Source organism: Streptomyces sp. NK15101, assembly GCF_020400725.1.
Classification (GTDB): domain Bacteria; phylum Actinomycetota; class Actinomycetes; order Streptomycetales; family Streptomycetaceae; genus Streptomyces.
Genome location: NZ_JAINVG010000016.1, coordinates 1 through 16,197 on the forward strand (window position 1 = coordinate 1; position 16,197 = coordinate 16,197).

Sequence of the window (16,197 nt, forward strand, 5' to 3'; positions counted from 1 at the left end):
GGCGCCTGGGCGCGTTCCAGCAGGAACGCGATGCGGTCCAGCGCGGCGACGGGGTCCACGGCGGCCTCCTCATCCACCGCCGGGGCCGGACCGGACCGCCACCGGCACGGGCCCGATCTCGCACCACACCGCCTTGCCCTCGCCGCGCGGCTCCACTCCCCACCGGGAGGCCAGCGCGTCGATCAGGAGCAGCCCCCGGCCCGAGGTGGCGGCCTCGCCGGGGGTGCGCCGTCGGGGCCAGGCGCTCGACCGGTCCTGCACCGAGAGCCGTACCCGCCGCACCGGCTCGGGCAGCACCTCCAGCGTCAGCACCGCTCCGCCCTCGGTGTGCAGCAGCACGTTCACGAGCAGCTCGCCCGTCAACAGCTCGGCGTCGTCGACGATTTCCGGCATGCCCCAGTCGCGCAGCGCCTGCCCGACGGCCGCCCGCGCGTCCGAGAGGCCCTGCGGGTCGGCCTGGTGGATGTACTGGTGGATGCGCGGCGCCCGGTGCGTGCCCGGGTCCGGGCTGCGCCGCAGCACGAGGAGCGCCACGTCGTCGCCCGAGCCCCACCGCTCCCAGAGGCGCTCGGAGAGGTGGTCGGCGAGCGCCTCCGCCTGCGGCGGACCGCTCGCGATCGCCTCGGAGAGCGCGTCGAGACCGGACTCGATGTCCGAGCCGGGCTGTTCGACGAGACCGTCCGTGCAGAGCACCAGCGTCTCGCCGGGCACGAGGTCGAGCCGTGTCTCCGGGAACTCCTCGTCGCCGAACACGGTCGCCAGGCCCAGTGGGAGCCCGCCCCGCAGCTTCGGCTGCCCGACCCGGCCGTCGGTGTGCCGGATCAGCGGGCCGAGATGTCCGGCCCGTACGGCGCGAAGGGTACCGCTCGCCAGGTCCGCCTGCGCGTACGTGCAGGTCGCGAAGCGGTTGGTGTCCAGCTCGGCGAGAAACCGGGAGGCGCGGGCGAGGACGGTCGACGGGGCGTGCCCCTCGCCGGCGTACGCGCGCAGGGCGATCCGCAGCTGCCCCATGATGGCGGCGGCGTGCGTGTCGTGGCCCTGGACGTCGCCGACGACGATCCCGACCCGGCCGCGCGGCAGCGGGATCACGTCGTACCAGTCGCCGCCGACCTGCCGTCCGCTCCACGCCGCGTGGTAGCGGACGGCGATCTCGCCGCCGGTGAACTGCGGGATCCGGCGCGGCAGCATCGTCGCCTGGAGGCCGGTGGCCAACTCCCGCTCCTCGTCGAAGAGGATCGCCCGCTGGAGCGACTGGGCGACGATCGCCGCGAGGCCGAGCGCGAGGTTGCGCTCGTCGGCGTTGAAGGAGGTGCGGCCCCGGTAGAACAGGGCCATGCCGCCGAGCGAACGCGCCTGCGCCACCAGCGGGAGGTAGCAGGCGGCCCGGAACTGCAGGTGCGCCAGGTAGGGGGCGAGCTCGGGGAAGTCCCGCCCCAGCGAAGGGAACGAGGAGACGAACCGGGGCCGCCCGCTCAGCACCGCCTCGGCCAGCGGCAGTCTCCGGTCGAGGCGGCGGCTGCGGAAGTCGCTGAGGACGTCGAGGGACTCCCCGCTGAGCGCGATGACGTTGAGCGAGCCGTTCTCGACGAGGCCGAGCGCGAGACCGTCCGCGCCGAGCCGGGCGAGGCCGCCCGGGCCGGTCAGGGCGGCGGTCACGTCGTCCACGGTCACCGCGCGCGACAGCGCGTTCGTCGTCCGCTCGACGATGCTCGTCTGGACCGCGCGCCGCTTCTCCAGCTCCTGCACGAAGGCGAAGTGCGCGACCTCGGCGGTCGTGTCCCGCACGACGCCGACGATCCGCCGGGCCCGGCCGTCCGGCGAGCGCAGGATCCGCGCCTGTACATGCGTCCAGTGGGGTGACCCGTCGGCCTGCGGGATGGGGAAGTGCGCCGTGTACGAGACCGCGCCGCCGCGTACGGCCTGCCGCACGACGTCCTCCAGCTTGACCTGCTCGTCGGGCGCCAGGCGCGTCACGATCGACACCGGTCGCCCGTCGAAGGCGTCCGGGGACACGCCGAAGATCAGCAGCCCGGACTCGTCGACATCGATGGTGCCCGTGTCGAGATCCCAGTCGAAGCTGCCGGTCCGGTTCATGGCGAGCCACTCGGCGGGCCCGATCTCGCCACTGCGCGTACGCCGGTCGTCATCGGTCATCCTCCCCATTGTCGAACCCGCACCCCGCGGACGCCATGGCGGTGACACGGCGTGGCGCGAGTTCGCCGCGACGGAGGAGGACGGGGCGGACGGAGCCCCCCGGAGCCGGACCGTGGGCGGTCGGGGCCGTCCGGATCGAGCCGGGCCGAGTCGAGAGGGCGAGAGGGCGAGAGGGCGAGAGGGCGACGGAATCCCCACGCCCCGCGCCGGGGCAGAATGGGCCGGTGCAGCCGCCCTACCGTGTTCTCGGTCCGTGCCAGGCCTTCCGTACCGACGACGGGACGGAGGCGGTCCTGAACGGTGCCCGGCTCCGGGCCCTCCTCACCGCGCTCGCCGCGGCCGGCGGCCGCGCGGTGGACCCCGGCGCGCTGATCGACCAGGTGTGGGCCGACGGCGACCCGGCCGACGACCAGGACCGTACGGCGGCGCTCCAGGCCCTCGTCGGCCGCCTGCGCCGGGCCCTCGGCCGCGAGGCCGTCGTCTCCGCCCCCGGCGGCTACCGGCTGGCCGCCGACCCCGACGCCGTCGACCTGCACCGCTTCGAACGGCTCGCCGGCGAAGGCGCCGCCGCCCTCGCCGCCGGCCACGCCGAACGGGCGGCCGCCCTCCTCGACGAGGCCCTGGGCCTCTGGCGCGGCCCCGCCCTCGCGGATCTGCCCGGCCGGGACACCGACCCCCTGGTCGTACGGGTCGAGCAGCGGCACGCGCAGGCGCGGCGCGACCGGCTCGCCGCCGACCTGGCCCTCGGCCGGGCCGAGGCCGTGCTCGCGCCCCTCGCCGCGCTCGCCGCCGGGCAGCCGCTCGACGAACCCCTCCAGGCCCTGCGGATCCGCGCCCTGCGCGCGGCCGGACGGCCCGCCGAGGCCCTCGCCGCGTACGAGGAGGTGCGCACGGCCCTCGCGGGCCGGCTCGGCACGGACCCGGGGCCGGAACTGCGCTCCCTGCACGCCGAACTCCTCACGGAGGACGGGCCCGTGCCGCGCCGGCCGGCCGCTCCGTCCGCGCCGGCCGGCACCCTTCCCGCCCGCCTGAACTCCTTCATCGGCCGGACCGACGAACTGGACTCGCTCGCCGCCGCCTGGGACGGGCGGCGGCTCGTCACCCTCACCGGGCCGGGCGGCGTGGGCAAGACGCGGCTCGCCCTGGAGGCGGCCGGGACGTACGAGGGCCCCGTCCACCTCGCCGAACTCGCCTCCGTGCGCGGGGAGTCCACGGTCGCCGCCGCCGTCCTCACCGCGCTCGGGGCCCGCGAGACCCAGCTCTGGCACACCCCGGCCGTTCCCCCGGCCGACCCGAAGGACCGGTTCGCGACCCTCGTCGAGCACTGCGCCGGGCGCCGGATGCTGCTGGTCCTCGACAACTGCGAGCACGTCGTCGCCGAGGCGGCCGGGCTCGCGCACGCACTGCTCACGCGCTGCCCGGGCGTGACCGTCCTCGCGACGAGCCGCGAACCCCTGGGCGTGCCGGGGGAGGAGGTGCGGCCGCTCGGCCCGCTGCCCGTGGACATGGCGCTGCGGCTCCTCGGAGAGCGGGGCGCGGCCGCGCGCCCGGGGTTCCGGGTGGCGGAGGACCCGGCGGCGGCGGAGGAGATCTGCCGCCGGCTCGACGGGCTGCCACTGGCCGTCGAACTGGCGGCGGCGCGGCTGCGGATGCTGTCGGCACGTCAGATCGCGGACCGGCTCGACGACCGGTTCCGCCTGCTGACCTCGGGCGCGCGGACGGCGCTGCCGCGTCAGCAGACCCTGCGGGCGGTGGTGGACTGGTCCTGGGAGCTCCTCGACGAGGCCGAACGGGCGGTGCTGCGGCGGCTCGCGGTCTTCACGGGCGGGTGCGACCTGACGGCGGCGGAGGCGGTGTGCGCGGGGGCGGCCGCGGAGGGGGAGGTGCGGGACGCGGCGGGTGCCGAGGTGCCGCAGGGCCCGGCGGGTGCGCGGGGCGTCGACGTGCCCGCCACCGACGTCCTGGACGTGCTCGGTGCTCTGGTCGACAAGTCGCTGGTGGTGGCCGCGCCCGACGGCGGTGGGATGCGTTTCCGGCTCCTGGAGACCGTGGCCGAGTACGCGGGGGAGCGGCTGGACGAGGCCGGGGAGCGGGCGGCGGCGGAGCGGCGGCACCTCACGTACCACCGGGAACTCGCCCGCCGGACCGAACCGGAGCTGCGCGGTCCCGGCCAGGTCCACGCCATCGCCCGCTTCGAACGGGAGCACGACAACCTGCGCGGCGCCCTCCGGACGGCCGTGGCGCTCGGCGACGAGCAGGAGCTGCTCTGCCTGGTCCACGCGCTCAGCTGGTTCTGGCAGCTCCGCAACCACCAGACCGACGCCCGCACCTGGGCCGCCGAGGCCTGCCGCCTCGGCCCCGACCCCTTCCAGGAGCCCGTCCGCCCCGCCGAGCCGCTGGAAGGCCGCTGCGTGGACGTGCCGCCGCCGTGGACCGGCGAGCGGCTGTGGGAGGCCCGGCGCGGAGGCCGGCTGTACGCCCTCGCGACCGAGGGCGGCGAGGGCGCCACCGCCCTGGAACGGCCCGAGACCCGCGCCCGGCTCGCGGCCCTGGTCGCCGCGTACCGCCCCGGACTCCCGCAGACCTGCCGCCAGCCGGGCACGATGTGGTACTTCGCCCGGCTCATGACCGGAGAGCTCACCGGCCTCGACGAGACCCTGACCCTGATCGTCGACGCCTGCCGCGTCCACGGCAACGGCTGGGACCTGGGCTTCGCCCTCCTCATGCGGGCCAAGCTCGTCGGCCGGGGCGCCGACGCCACCGAGGCGCTCGCCCTCTTCGAGGCCGCCGGGGACTCCTGGGGGATCGCGGAGTCCCTCGCCGCCCGGGGCGAGGCCTACGAGCGCGAGGGCCGGCCGGCCGAGGCGGCGGCCGACTTCGAGCGCGCCACCGACGCCGCCGCCCGCGTCGGAGCACGCTCCCAGGTGCCCGTCTTCACGGCGCGCCTCGCGGCCGTACGGCTCCGGCTCCGGCCGGAGGGGGACGCGGCGGCCGAGCGGCTCCTGGCCGAGGCGGCCGACGAGGCCGGACGGTGGGGCGCCGAGGCCGCCGGCGGCGCCAGGCTGCTGCTCGCCCAGCACTACGGCCACACCGGGCGCACCGCCCTCGCCCGCGCACAGCTCTCCCGCCTGGAGGAGGAGTTCGGGGACGTCACCCCCGCCCTCTTCTGGGGGCTCCTCGGCGGGACGTGGGCGTGGCTCGACTGCCTCGACGGCGCCCACGACCGGGCCCTGTCACGCCTCGCCCGGGCCGTCGTGGACATCGAGACCCTCGCCCACCTGGTCGCCCCGCACCTCGTCGTCGCCCAGTTCGGGACCGCCGCCTGGGCCCGTGGCGGCCGTGGCGCGCCGGGCGACGCCGAGACGGGGGTCCGGCTCCTCGGCGCGTACGACGCCCACGCCGGCTCCGACACGGGCGGCGGCTTCCGTCCCTTCACCCCGCAGACCGAGGCCGCGATCCGTGCCCGCGCCGAGGCGGTGCTCCGCGCGGCCCTGTCCCCGGAGGCGTACGCCCGTGGCCACGAGGAGGGCGCCGGCCTGTCCCTCAGGGCGGCAGCCGCCCTGGTCCGGGACCGGGAGGACCCCGGCCGGTGACCCGGCCCGCGGTGACGTGACCGGACGCCGGGGCCCGGGTCAATCGCCGGTGAGGCCCCAGAAGCACAGCTCCGCCGGGCCGCCCCCGGCACCGTGGACGACCGTGCAGCAGCCGGAGCCGCGGTCGACCGGAGGGAACCAGCCGTCACCGGCCCGCTTCAGGGCCTGCTCGACCACCTCCCGCACGGGCCGCGCCGTCCCGAACAGTTCGACGGCTTCCGCCCCCTCGACCACCCTCACGTCGCCGGGCTCCTCCATGTCCTCCTCGCAGCGGACCACGCGCTCGACGTCCAGCACGGAATGCGCAGGCTCCTCCTCCAGCCAACCGCTCGCCGTCAGCGCCGCCAGGGTCTCGACGCCCGCTTCCCGGTAGTACGCGGCATCACCGGCGAAGACCTCTTCGCGAAGCTCGTCCAGCGCGTCCTGCTCGCTGCGCCGGTAAGACGTGAAGCACGACCACCTGCTCGCTCCCGTGCCCGCGCACCTTACCGGCGGCCAGGGCCCGCCTTCCGGATCGGGTCCCGCCGGCCCGGCATGATCCGAAAGGCGGCCCTAGGACAGCGACAGGCGTTCGCGGGCCTCGGCCAGGTCCTCCGGGGTCGGTGCGTCGTCCTGGGCGAGGCGGCGGCGCCAGTAGCCGGTGAAGTGGACCGAGCGCCGGTCGACACCCCGCTCCTCGACGAGGTGCCGCCGCAGTCCGCGCACCGCCGAGGCCTCGCCCGCCAGCCAGGCGTACGGCCGACCGGCCGGCAGGCCGTCCGGCAGGCCGTCCGCCCGCACGGCCTCGGCGGGCGAGTCGCCGTCGCGCAGGTACCGCACGGTCAGGTCGCCGGCCGTCGGCAGCGGCTGCTCCTCGGCCGCGTCGGGCACCTGGACGTACGCGAGGGCCCGGTGCCCCGGGGGCAGCGCGGCGACGACCGTGGCGAGCGCGGGCAGCGCGCAGGCGTCGGCGTACAGGAACGTCCAGTCGCCCGCGCCCGGATCGACGGGGACCGCGAACGCCGCCGACGGCCCGAACATGCCCAGCGCGTCCCCGGGACGCGCGGACCGCGCCCAGCGTGTCGCGGGGCCCGCCTCCTCGTCCTCGCCGTGGAGGAAGAAGTCGACGTCGACGGTCCCGGCCGCCGGGTCGTGCGCCCGGAGGGTATAGCTCCGCATCCAGGGGCGTTCTTCCTCCGGCAGCGCCGCGTAGGCCCCGTACCAGCGCATGACGTCGCCGTCGGGCCCGGGCGCCGGCAGCACCGGCTCGGCCTGGCCCGGCCGGGGGAAGAACAGCTTCACCTGCTGGTCCGGGCCCGCGAGGGCGAAGCCGTCGAGGCTCGGGGCGCCGAGGGTGACCCGGCGCATGCGCCGGGTCACCGGCCGGACGGCGGTCACCCGCAGTCGGTGCAGGGGCAGGGGCAGCGGCTGGGACATCGTCGGCTCCTCGGACGGGGCGGGCTGGGCCCCCACGTTCCCCGGCCCCGTCGACACGCCGCCGACAGCCCGTCGACACGGGGTGACCGCGGGGGCGCCGCGGCCGGTCCGGATGCGGCGGGGCGCGGCCCCGGATGCGCGCACGGGGAGCGGACACGAGAATGGCGAGTGCCGGACGAACACGTAGGAGGCGGCATGAACGCTGAGCCCGACAAGACGTTCCTGGGGGAGCGTCCGACGCCCGACAGGCAGCTGCACGCCGGCCCGGAGGGCGGCGAGTTCACGGCCGAGGACCTGGTCCTCGCCTCCGGCCGTGACGTGAATCCGAAGACCCTCGCCTGGGCGGAACGCCGCATGGCGGAGAAGGGGCGCGCCTCCATGGAGGAGCTCCTGCCGTAGGACCCGGCCGGCCTTCGGGCCGGTTCTCGTCCTTTCCCTCCCGCGGACCCCGGATCGGTCGCACCGAGCCGGGGTCTCGGGCGTCCCGGGCGAGTCCCGAGGCTTCCGCATTTATGGAACACGTTCTACCGTGTCCGCCGTCGCGCGCCGCACCGCACGGGGACGCAGCGGACGCCGCAGGACGCCACCGGACGCCGCCACGGGAGGACGCCATGCACCTCGAGTACACGCCCGCACAGAACCGCCTGCGCGCCGAGCTGCGGGCGTACTTCGCCGAGCTGGTCCCGGACGACGTCCACACCCGCTACGCGGATCCGGCGGCCCAGAAGCGCTTCTACCGCGATACCGTGCGGCGCCTCGGCTCCGACGGCCGGCTCGGGATGGGCTGGCCCACCGAGTACGGCGGGCGGGGCCTGACCCCGATGGAACAGTTCATCTTCTTCGACGAGGCCGCGCAGGCCGGCGTGCCGCTGCCGCTGATGGCGCTGAACACCGTCGGCCCGACGATCATGCGCTACGGCACGGACGAGCAGAAGTCGTACTTCCTGCCCCGGATCCTCTCCGGCGAGATCGACTTCGCCATCGGCTACAGCGAGCCCGACGCGGGTACCGACCTGGCCGCCCTGAAGACCCGCGCGGTGCGGGAGGGCGACACGTACGTCGTCAACGGCCAGAAGATCTGGACCACGAACGGCGACACCGCCGACTGGGTCTGGCTCGCCGTCCGCACGGACCCCGACGCCCCGCCGCACAAGGGCATCACCATGCTCCTCGTGCCGACGAGCGACCCCGGATACTCCTGCACGATCATCAACACCCTCGCCTCGCACGACACCACCGCGAGCTACTACGACGACGTCCGCGTGCCGGTCTCCCGCCGCGTGGGCGAGGAGAACGAGGGCTGGCGGCTCATCACCAACCAGCTCAACCACGAGCGCGTCACCCTCGCCGCCCACGGCACCATGGCGATCCGCGCCCTCCACGACGTCCGGCGCTGGGCCGCAGGCACCCCGCTCTCCGACGGCCGCCGCGTCATCGACCTGCCGTGGGTCCGCCGCACCCTGGCCCGCACCCACGCCCGGCTCGACGCGATGAAACTGCTCAACTGGCAGATGGTGAACGCCGTCCAGCACGGCACCCTCACCCCCCAGGACGCCTCCGCCGTCAAGGTCTACGGCTCCGAGGCCCGCCGCGACGCCTACGCGGCCCTCATGGAGGTCGTCGGCGCCGCGGGCGCCCTCAAGGAGGGCTCGGCGGGCGCCGTCCTCCACGGCGAACTCGAACGCGGCTACCGCTCCGCCGTCATCTTCACCTTCGGCGGCGGCAACAACGAGATCCAGCGCGAGATCATCTCCTGGATCGGTCTGGGCATGCCCCGCGTCCGCCGCTAGGGCCTGTCCGGCCGTTCGCGTCGGAACAGGCCGCCGCCCCCGGCCCCGCGCCCTGGGGCCGCGCCGCCGGTGACGCCGGCCGCGTGGCGACGGCTCGCTGTCCCGACCCGCCGGGCGGGCCCGTCGCTCAGCGGTACTCGCAGAGGTAGGCGGTCTCCACCGCGACCGCCAGCTGGAACCTGCTGTCCCCGGGGACCTCGAAGCGGTCCCCGGCGGAGAAGGTCTCCCACGCGTCGGCGCCGGGCAGCCTGACGGTCAGAGCGCCGCTGACCACGTGCATGGTCTCCGGAGCGGCGGTGCCGAACTCGTACTCGCCCGGGGCCATGACGCCGATGGTCGCCGGGCCCTCCTCCTGGGTGAACGCGATCGACTTGACCGTGCCGTCGAAGTACTCGTTGACCGTGAACATGGGACATCCTCGCGGGAGATCGGGTGGAACGGGCGGCCGGTCCCTCGCGTACCGGCCACGGGTAGGGGCACCCTAACGGCGCGGGGGCGTCCGACCGGCGGCGCGGCCGGTCGTTCTCACATGCTGGACGCAGTGGTCCGGCGGATGGTCAGGCCGGCCCACGTGCGACGAGCCGCTCCGCGAAGCCGTCCGGGCACGTCCGGCGCGCGAGCGCGCTCCTCGTCACGGCCCGCCGCCCTCGCCGTCCCAGGAGCGTCCGTGGTCCGCCGCGTACGCGGCGAAGACCTCGTCCGGAGGCCCGCCGGTGCGCAGGAAGCGCTCGTCCAGGACGGTGGCCAGGTCGTCGAGCGCCGTGCGCAGGACCGACGCGGAGAGCCGGACGTCCGGATGACGGGCCCGCCCGGCCCGGTCCACCAGACCGACGGCGTGGCCGAGCCGGCCGGCCAGGCAGATGTTCTCCTCCCCGTCGTAGAAGTAGTACGACTCGGCGTACTGCAGGAAGTCGACGGTGACGGTCGAGAGCGCCGAGGCGAGGCCGTCCAGGAGCGCGGCGCCCCCGGCGGAGTCGAGGGCCCCGGTCGTGAGGCGGTTGTGGCGCAGGTGGGACAGCCGCAGCGCGAGCGCCCTGCGGCGGGCGAGGGCCGGGTAGATGCCGAGGACCCAGGCGACGGTCGCCGACAGCAGGACGAAGCCCACCAGGGCCTCCATCGGGGCGAGCACGCGCAGCCACTCCGAGGTCGGCGCGATGTCGCCGAGTCCGAGGGTGGCCAGGGTGACCAGCGAGACGTACAGCGCGTCGAGGGGACCCGCGTGCTGGGCGGGCGAGAGCCCCGGGGCGTACGAGAAGGCGTCCGGCATGTAGGGCCAGTAGACGAGCCCCCAGCCGACGGCGACGACGAGCGCCCAGACGGCGACGACCGCCATCATGCCCACCGGCCCCGCCAGACCGACCGGCCGCCACCGGTCCCCGTGATGGGCCGAGAGCCGCCAGACGCCCCGCATCACCAGTCTGCTCAGACCACCGTGCCGGGTGGGGTGCCAGATCGTGTGGAAGACGTCCCGCAAGATGAACAGGATCAGCGCCGCTCCCGCGAGGACGGACAGCCACGTCATCCCGGCACCGTCCGCCCCGCGCCCGTCCGCGCGGACGGTTCGACAAGCTTGCTGGACATGCTTCGAGGATGCGCGGCCGGGCGGCGGTCCGCACGGGGACGGAGGACGTCCGGCGGGGCGCCCGGGAGGCGGGCCCGGCAGGCAGGCCCCCGGAGGTGGCCCCGGCAGGCGGGCCGCCCGGAGGCCGACCCCGGCAGACGGCCGCCCGGCAGGCAGGGCGCCTACCCGGACGAGACACCGACACCGACGGCCCCGACGGCAGCGCGTACGCCGGAGCCGTCGGGCGCGCACCGCGGAAGAGGGCTCGTCCCGACCGGTTCCGAGGGACCCGTTCCGGCGTAGCCTGAGCGCCATGAGGCAGGATGCCGACCCCGGGCTCTTCGGCCCCCGTTCCGTGACCTGGCAGCTGCACAGCGACCCGGTGATGTGGATCGCCGGTGTCCGTGCCCTCTGGCTCCAGGCGCTGCACCCCGTCGCCGTCCGCGGCGTCATGATCAACAGCGGTTTCCGGAAGGACCCCTGGGGCCGGCTGATGCGGACCGCGGACTTCGTCGGGACCCTCAGCTACGGGACCACCGAAGCCGCCGAGGCGGCCGGCGCCCGCGTCCGGCGGATCCACCGGCTGCTCGGCGTGGACGACCCCGAACTGCTGCTCTGGGTCCACTGCGCCGAGACCGACTCGTACCTCTCGGTCGCGCGCCGCTCCGGGATCCCGCTCACCGACGCCGCGGCCGACCGGTACGTCGACGAACACCGCACCTCGGCCCGGCTCGTCGGCCTCGACCCGGACACCGTCCCCGCCTCCACCGCCGGCCTCGCCGCCTACTTCGACGCGGTGCGCCCCGGGCTGGCCGCCGGACCGGACGCCCGGACCGTCGCCGACTTCCTCCGCCGCCCGCCGGTGAAACCCGTCCTGGTCCCGGCGCGCGAGGTGGTCTGGCGGCGCGTCAGCGCACTCGCGTACGACACCCTGCCTCCCTACGCCCACGCGCTCTACGGCCGCCCCGCCCCGCCCCCGGAGACCGTCACCCGCCGACTGGTCGCGACGGCCGGCCTGCTGCGCCGCGTCCCCGCCCGGCTGCGCTGGCGGCTGCCGCCCCGGCACATCCTGCGCGCCGTGGACCGGCTCGGCGCGCGGACCCGGCCCGACCCGTACGCGTACCCCGCCCCGTATTCACTCCCCGGCCCGGCGGCCATACTGGAGGAGCCGAGGAGGCAGTACGGAATCGACGGGGGCGACAGCACGCGATGGGGGACTCCAGACTGATCCAGGGCCGGTACCGCCTGCACGAGGTCATCGGTCGCGGAGGCATGGGCGAGGTGTGGCGCGCCACCGACGAGGCGCTCGGGCGCGGCGTCGCCGTGAAGTGCCTCAAACCGCTCGGGCCGCAGCAGGACCCGCAGGTCCTCACCGTGGTGCGCGAGCGCTTCCGCCGCGAGGCCCGGGTGGCGGCGGCCCTCCAGCACCGGGGCATCACCGTCGTGCACGACTTCGGCGAGTACGACGGCGTGCTGTTCCTCGTCATGGAGCTCCTGGAGGGGCGCAACCTCAGCCAGCTCCTCGTCTCCAACGACCAGCACCCGCTGCCCGTGGAGGACGTCGTCGAGATCGCCGACCAGGTCGCCGACGCCCTCGCGTACACGCACCGGATGGGGATCGTGCACCGCGACCTGAAGCCCGCGAACATCATGCGGCTGCGGGACGGCACGGTGAAGATCTGCGACTTCGGGATAGCGCGACTCGGCGCCGACATGGGCTTCACCTCCAAGCTCACCGGGACCGGCATCGCCATGGGGACACCGCACTACATGTCCCCGGAGCAGATCGGCGGCGGCGGCGAGATCGACCACCGCAGCGACCTCTACTCCCTGGGGTGCGTGCTGTACGAGCTGGCCACCGGCGCCCCGCCGTTCGACCTCGGCGACTCCTGGGCCATCCTCATCGGCCACCGGGACACCGTGCCGACCCCGCCGCGCGCGATCCGCGCCGAGCTGCCCGACTACTTCGACCGGATCGTCGTCGACCTGCTCGCCAAGGTCCCCGAGGAGCGGCCGGCCGACGCGGGCGACCTGCGCCGCCGGATCTTCTCGGGCCGCTTCGCCCCGACCCCGTTCCCGCCGGTCGAGGCGCCCCCGCTCCCCGCCCTGCCGCTGACCGTCCCCATGCCCGTGCCCGTCCCCGAGAGCGCCCCCGAGGCCGAGGAGACGGCCCCCGCGCCCGCGTGGGCCCGGGCGATCACCGGCGGGCACCGCCCGGCGGCCGCCGGCGGACCGCGCCCGGCCGCCCAGGACCCCGCCGCGGCCGTCCTCACCACCGAGTGGACCACCGCGGCACCCGACAGCACGCCGCCGCCCGCCCCCGCGCCCTCCGCGGAGCTGGTCGCGGTGCTCGCCGGCCGGTTCCGGGCCGGGATGGGCCTGGGCCGGCTCGGCCGCTGGGACGAGGCCGAGTCCGTGCACCGGTCCGTCGCCCGGGACCGCGCGCGGGCCCTCGGCGAGGACCACCCCGACACCCTGACCAGCCGCTACGAGGTCGGCTTCGCCCTGGCCCGGCTCGACCGCCCCGCCGACGCCCTGCGGGTCTTCGGCGAGGTCGCCGAGGCCCGCGCCCGCGTCCTCGGCGACGACCACCCCGACACCCTGGCGGCACGGCAGGAGCGGGCCTACGCCCTGGGCCGCCTCGGACGGCACCCCGAGGCGTACGAGGTGTACGCGGAGGTGCTCGCCGCCCGCGAGCGCACCGCCGGCCCCGACCACCCCGACACCCTGCGCTGTCGCCACAACATGGCGTTCACCCTGGGCCGCCTCGGCCGCCTGGAGGAGTCGTACCGCACGGCCCACGAGGTCGCCGAGGCCCGGGCCCGGCTGCTCGGCGAGGACCACCCCGACACCCTCCTCACCCGCCACGAGGTGGCGTACACCCTCGCCCGGCTCGGGCGCGGGCAGGAGGCGCTCGTCCAGTACCGCGCGGTCGCCGACGCACGCGCCGCCGCCCTCGGCCCCGACCACCCGGACACCCTCGCGGCCCGCTACGAGACCGGGGTCTGCCTCGGCCGGCTCGGCCAGGCCGCGGACGCCCTGGCCCTCTGCCAGGACCTCGTCGCCGCCCGCACCCGCGCCCAGGGCCCCGACGGGCCGGAGACGCTCCGCGCCCGCCAGGCCCTCGCGGTCAACCTCGGCCGGCTCGGACGCTGGACGGAGGCGCTCGCCGAATCCGAGGGCGTGCACGCCGACCGCGCGCGGGTGCTCGGCCCCGACCATCCGGACACGCTCACCAGCCGCTGGGAGACGGCGGTCGCCCTCGGGAGGCTCGGCCGCTGGGAGGAGGCGCTGGAGTGCCACCGGGCGATCGCCGCCGCCCGCACCCGGCTCCTCGGCCCCGCGCACCCCGACACCCTCGCCGCCCTCGACGACGAGGCCCAGTGCCTGGAGCGCCTCGGCCGCGACGCCGAAGCGGCCGCCCTCCTCCTGAGAGCGGCGTCCCCGCCCGGGGCGTGACGGCCGGTCGGGTGAGGAAGGCCGCTCGGGCGTGACGGCCTGTCGAAGGCGCCCCGGAGTGTTCAGCCGACCGGCGTGAGCTCCTTCGGGCCGTACGGTGCCGTGGCCGCCCCCGTCGCCGGCGCCCGGTGGCGGTCGCCGAACGACCAGTGCCACCACTCCGTCGGGTGGTTCACCAGGTCCGCCGCGGTGGGCACGGAGCCGAGCGGCTCCCGGTGGGCACGGGCCTCCGCGCCGATGCCCTCGGCGTGGGTGCTGCAGGCGCCGCCGCTCTCCTCCGGGGACGCGTACCGGCTCGCCGCCGGGGGATCCGCTCCTCGGGCCACCCGGGACGGAGCGCGCGCAACCGTCGGCGTACCCCTCGAAGTGCGCCCGCTGGAGCGACGCATGGCGGCGGGGTTCCCCCGGTACGCGCGCGCGTGTGAGCATGAGCCATGACCGACCGTGATCCGCTCCGCGACGCCCCGGCCCCCGCCCGCTCGTACGACGCCGTCGTCGTCGGAGGCGGGCACAACGGGCTCGTCGCCGCCGCCTATCTGGCCCGTGCCGGACGCTCCGTCCTCGTCCTGGAGCGGCTCGGCTCCACCGGTGGGGCGGCCGTGTCGACGCGGCCCTTCGCCGGGGTCGACGCCCGGCTCTCCCGGTACTCGTACCTGGTCTCGCTCCTCCCGGAGAAGATCGTGCGGGAGCTCGGACTGCGGTTCGCGGTGCGGAAGCGGTCCGTCTCCTCGTACACCCCGAAGGGCGACGGGGGTCTCCTCGTCGGCGGCGGGCCCGACCGCACCCGCGCCTCCTTCGCCGCGCTCACCGGCTCCGACCGGGCGTACGAGGCCTGGCGTGCCTTCTACGCCCGCACCGGCGAGGCCGCCCGCCGGATCTTCCCCACCCTCACCGAGCCCCTCCCCACCCGCACCGAGCTGCGCGCCCGCGTCGACGACGCCGACACCTGGCGGATGCTCTTCGAGGAGCCCCTCGGCGTCACCGTCGAGAAGACCTTCGCCGACGACCTCGTCCGGGGCGTGGTCCTCACCGACGCCCTCATCGGCACCTTCGCCGACGCCCACGACCCCACCCTGCTGCAGAACCGCTGCTTCCTGTACCACGTCATCGGCGGCGGCACCGGCGACTGGGACGTGCCCGTCGGCGGCATGGGCGCCCTCACCGACGCCCTCGCGGACGCCGCCCGCGCCGCGGGGGCCCGCATCCTCACCGGCCACGAGGCCACCCGGATCGAGACCGACGGACACCGCGCCGCGGTCACCTACCGCACCGCCGACGGCGAGGGCACCGTCGAGGCGGGCCGGGTCCTCGTCAACGCCTCGCCGCAGGAGCTCGCCGCCCTGCTCGGCGAGACGCCCCCGCCCGCCCCGGAGGGCGCCCAGCTCAAGGTCAACATGCTGCTGACCCGGCTGCCGAGGCTCCGCGACCGCTCCGTCGACCCGCGCGAGGCCTTCGCCGGCACCTTCCACATCGCCGAGGGGTACGGGCAGCTGGCCGCCGCCCACGCCGAGGCCGCCGCCGGGCGCCTGCCCTCCGCCCCGCCGTCCGAGATCTACTGCCACTCCCTCACCGACCCGACGATCCTCGGCCCGGAACTGGCCGCCACGGGACACCAGACGCTCACCCTGTTCGGCCTGCACACGCCCGCCCGGCTGTTCGCCGCCGACAACGAGGGCACGCGCGCGAAGCTCCTCGCGGCGACCCTCGCCCAGCTCGACGCCCACCTGGACGAGCCGATCGCCGACTGCCTCGCCCTCGACGCGGAGGGCCGTCCCTGCGTCGAGGCGAAGACCCCGCTGGACCTCGAACGCGAACTGCGGCTGCCCGGCGGCCACATCTTCCACCGCGACCTCTCCTTCCCGTACGGGGACGGGGACACCGGCCGCTGGGGCGTCGAGACCCCGCGGGCCAACGTCCTCCTGTGCGGAGCGGGCGCGATCCGGGGCGGGGGAGTGAGCGGCATCCCCGGCCACAACGCGGCGATGGCGGCGCTGGGGCGCTGAGGGACCGTGACGGGGCCGCACGGCGAGGGGCGCCTCTCCGTTCGGCCCCGTTGGCGTCGCCCCCTCCCCGCCCGGGGTGTGAAGCTGATCTGCGAGCGCGCTTAAGAAATCCTCGATGGACCGCGGGCCTCGCGTACGGAAGATTCTCTTCCGGGGATCTTGGGCGCACCACTGTGCCCACACCCTCACATCACAGGACACGCACGTCGGGAGCCGTTGCA

The 16,197-nt window shown here is 76.0% G+C and carries 12 protein-coding genes; 6 read left to right on the forward strand and 6 right to left on the reverse strand.

Features of this window, described 5'->3' with window-relative positions:
• Nucleotides 1-69: 69 nt before the first annotated feature.
• The gene (locus K7G60_RS11650) at nt 70-2,154 is read right to left on the reverse strand and encodes a SpoIIE family protein phosphatase (protein ID WP_225800766.1); all 2,085 of its coding nucleotides are present in this window, start codon (nt 2,152-2,154) and stop codon (nt 70-72) included.
• Between the two features lie 224 nt (nt 2,155-2,378).
• Here K7G60_RS11650 and K7G60_RS11655 point away from each other — a divergent pair, with 224 nt between their 5' ends.
• The gene (locus K7G60_RS11655) at nt 2,379-5,747 is read left to right on the forward strand and encodes a BTAD domain-containing putative transcriptional regulator (protein ID WP_225800767.1); all 3,369 of its coding nucleotides are present in this window, start codon (nt 2,379-2,381) and stop codon (nt 5,745-5,747) included.
• Between the two features lie 39 nt (nt 5,748-5,786).
• Here the strand turns inward: K7G60_RS11655 and K7G60_RS11660 are convergent, their stop codons facing one another.
• Both K7G60_RS11660 and K7G60_RS11665 read right to left on the reverse strand, forming a co-directional pair.
• A complete protein-coding gene (locus tag K7G60_RS11660; protein WP_225800768.1) occupies nt 5,787-6,044 on the reverse strand; it encodes a hypothetical protein in 258 nt (85 codons plus the stop codon).
• A 255-nt stretch (nt 6,045-6,299) separates the two neighbouring features.
• Nucleotides 6,300-7,163 carry a siderophore-interacting protein gene (locus K7G60_RS11665; protein WP_225800769.1) on the reverse strand — a complete coding sequence of 288 codons (864 nt, stop codon included), beginning with the start codon at nt 7,161-7,163 and terminating at the stop codon, nt 6,300-6,302.
• A 195-nt stretch (nt 7,164-7,358) separates the two neighbouring features.
• Here K7G60_RS11665 and K7G60_RS11670 point away from each other — a divergent pair, with 195 nt between their 5' ends.
• Together K7G60_RS11670 and K7G60_RS11675 are read left to right on the forward strand one after the other, a co-directional pair.
• Nucleotides 7,359-7,562: a hypothetical protein gene (locus tag K7G60_RS11670; RefSeq protein WP_225800770.1), complete on the forward strand. Its 204-nt coding sequence runs from the start codon at nt 7,359-7,361 to the stop codon at nt 7,560-7,562.
• Between the two features lie 212 nt (nt 7,563-7,774).
• Complete coding sequence (locus K7G60_RS11675) at nt 7,775-8,953, forward strand: acyl-CoA dehydrogenase family protein (protein WP_225800771.1); 1,179 nt, start codon at nt 7,775-7,777, stop codon at nt 8,951-8,953.
• 127 nt (nt 8,954-9,080) lie between these two features.
• Here K7G60_RS11675 and K7G60_RS11680 read toward each other — a convergent pair whose 3' ends face one another.
• A complete protein-coding gene (locus K7G60_RS11680; RefSeq protein WP_225800772.1) occupies nt 9,081-9,362 on the reverse strand; it encodes a pyrimidine/purine nucleoside phosphorylase in 282 nt (93 codons plus the stop codon).
• A 222-nt stretch (nt 9,363-9,584) separates the two neighbouring features.
• Nucleotides 9,585-10,475, reverse strand: coding sequence for a potassium channel family protein (locus K7G60_RS11685; protein WP_225800773.1), 891 nt, complete (start codon nt 10,473-10,475; stop codon nt 9,585-9,587).
• A 352-nt stretch (nt 10,476-10,827) separates the two neighbouring features.
• Between K7G60_RS11685 and K7G60_RS11690 the strand changes: the two genes are divergently transcribed.
• Both K7G60_RS11690 and K7G60_RS11695 read left to right on the forward strand, forming a co-directional pair.
• Complete coding sequence (locus tag K7G60_RS11690) at nt 10,828-11,742, forward strand: oxygenase MpaB family protein (protein WP_225800774.1); 915 nt, start codon at nt 10,828-10,830, stop codon at nt 11,740-11,742.
• Nucleotides 11,724-13,973, forward strand: a complete 2,250-nt coding sequence (locus K7G60_RS11695) for a serine/threonine-protein kinase (RefSeq protein WP_225800775.1) — start codon at nt 11,724-11,726, stop codon at nt 13,971-13,973. Before K7G60_RS11690 ends, K7G60_RS11695 begins: the two co-directional genes overlap by 19 nt.
• A gap of 62 nt (nt 13,974-14,035) precedes the next feature.
• Here the strand turns inward: K7G60_RS11695 and K7G60_RS11700 are convergent, their stop codons facing one another.
• Nucleotides 14,036-14,299 carry a M15 family metallopeptidase gene (locus tag K7G60_RS11700; RefSeq protein ID WP_374115624.1) on the reverse strand — a complete coding sequence of 88 codons (264 nt, stop codon included), beginning with the start codon at nt 14,297-14,299 and terminating at the stop codon, nt 14,036-14,038.
• 108 nt (nt 14,300-14,407) lie between these two features.
• Here K7G60_RS11700 and K7G60_RS11705 point away from each other — a divergent pair, with 108 nt between their 5' ends.
• Nucleotides 14,408-15,976 carry an NAD(P)/FAD-dependent oxidoreductase gene (locus K7G60_RS11705; RefSeq protein ID WP_225800776.1) on the forward strand — a complete coding sequence of 523 codons (1,569 nt, stop codon included), beginning with the start codon at nt 14,408-14,410 and terminating at the stop codon, nt 15,974-15,976.
• Nucleotides 15,977-16,197 lie beyond the last annotated feature (221 nt).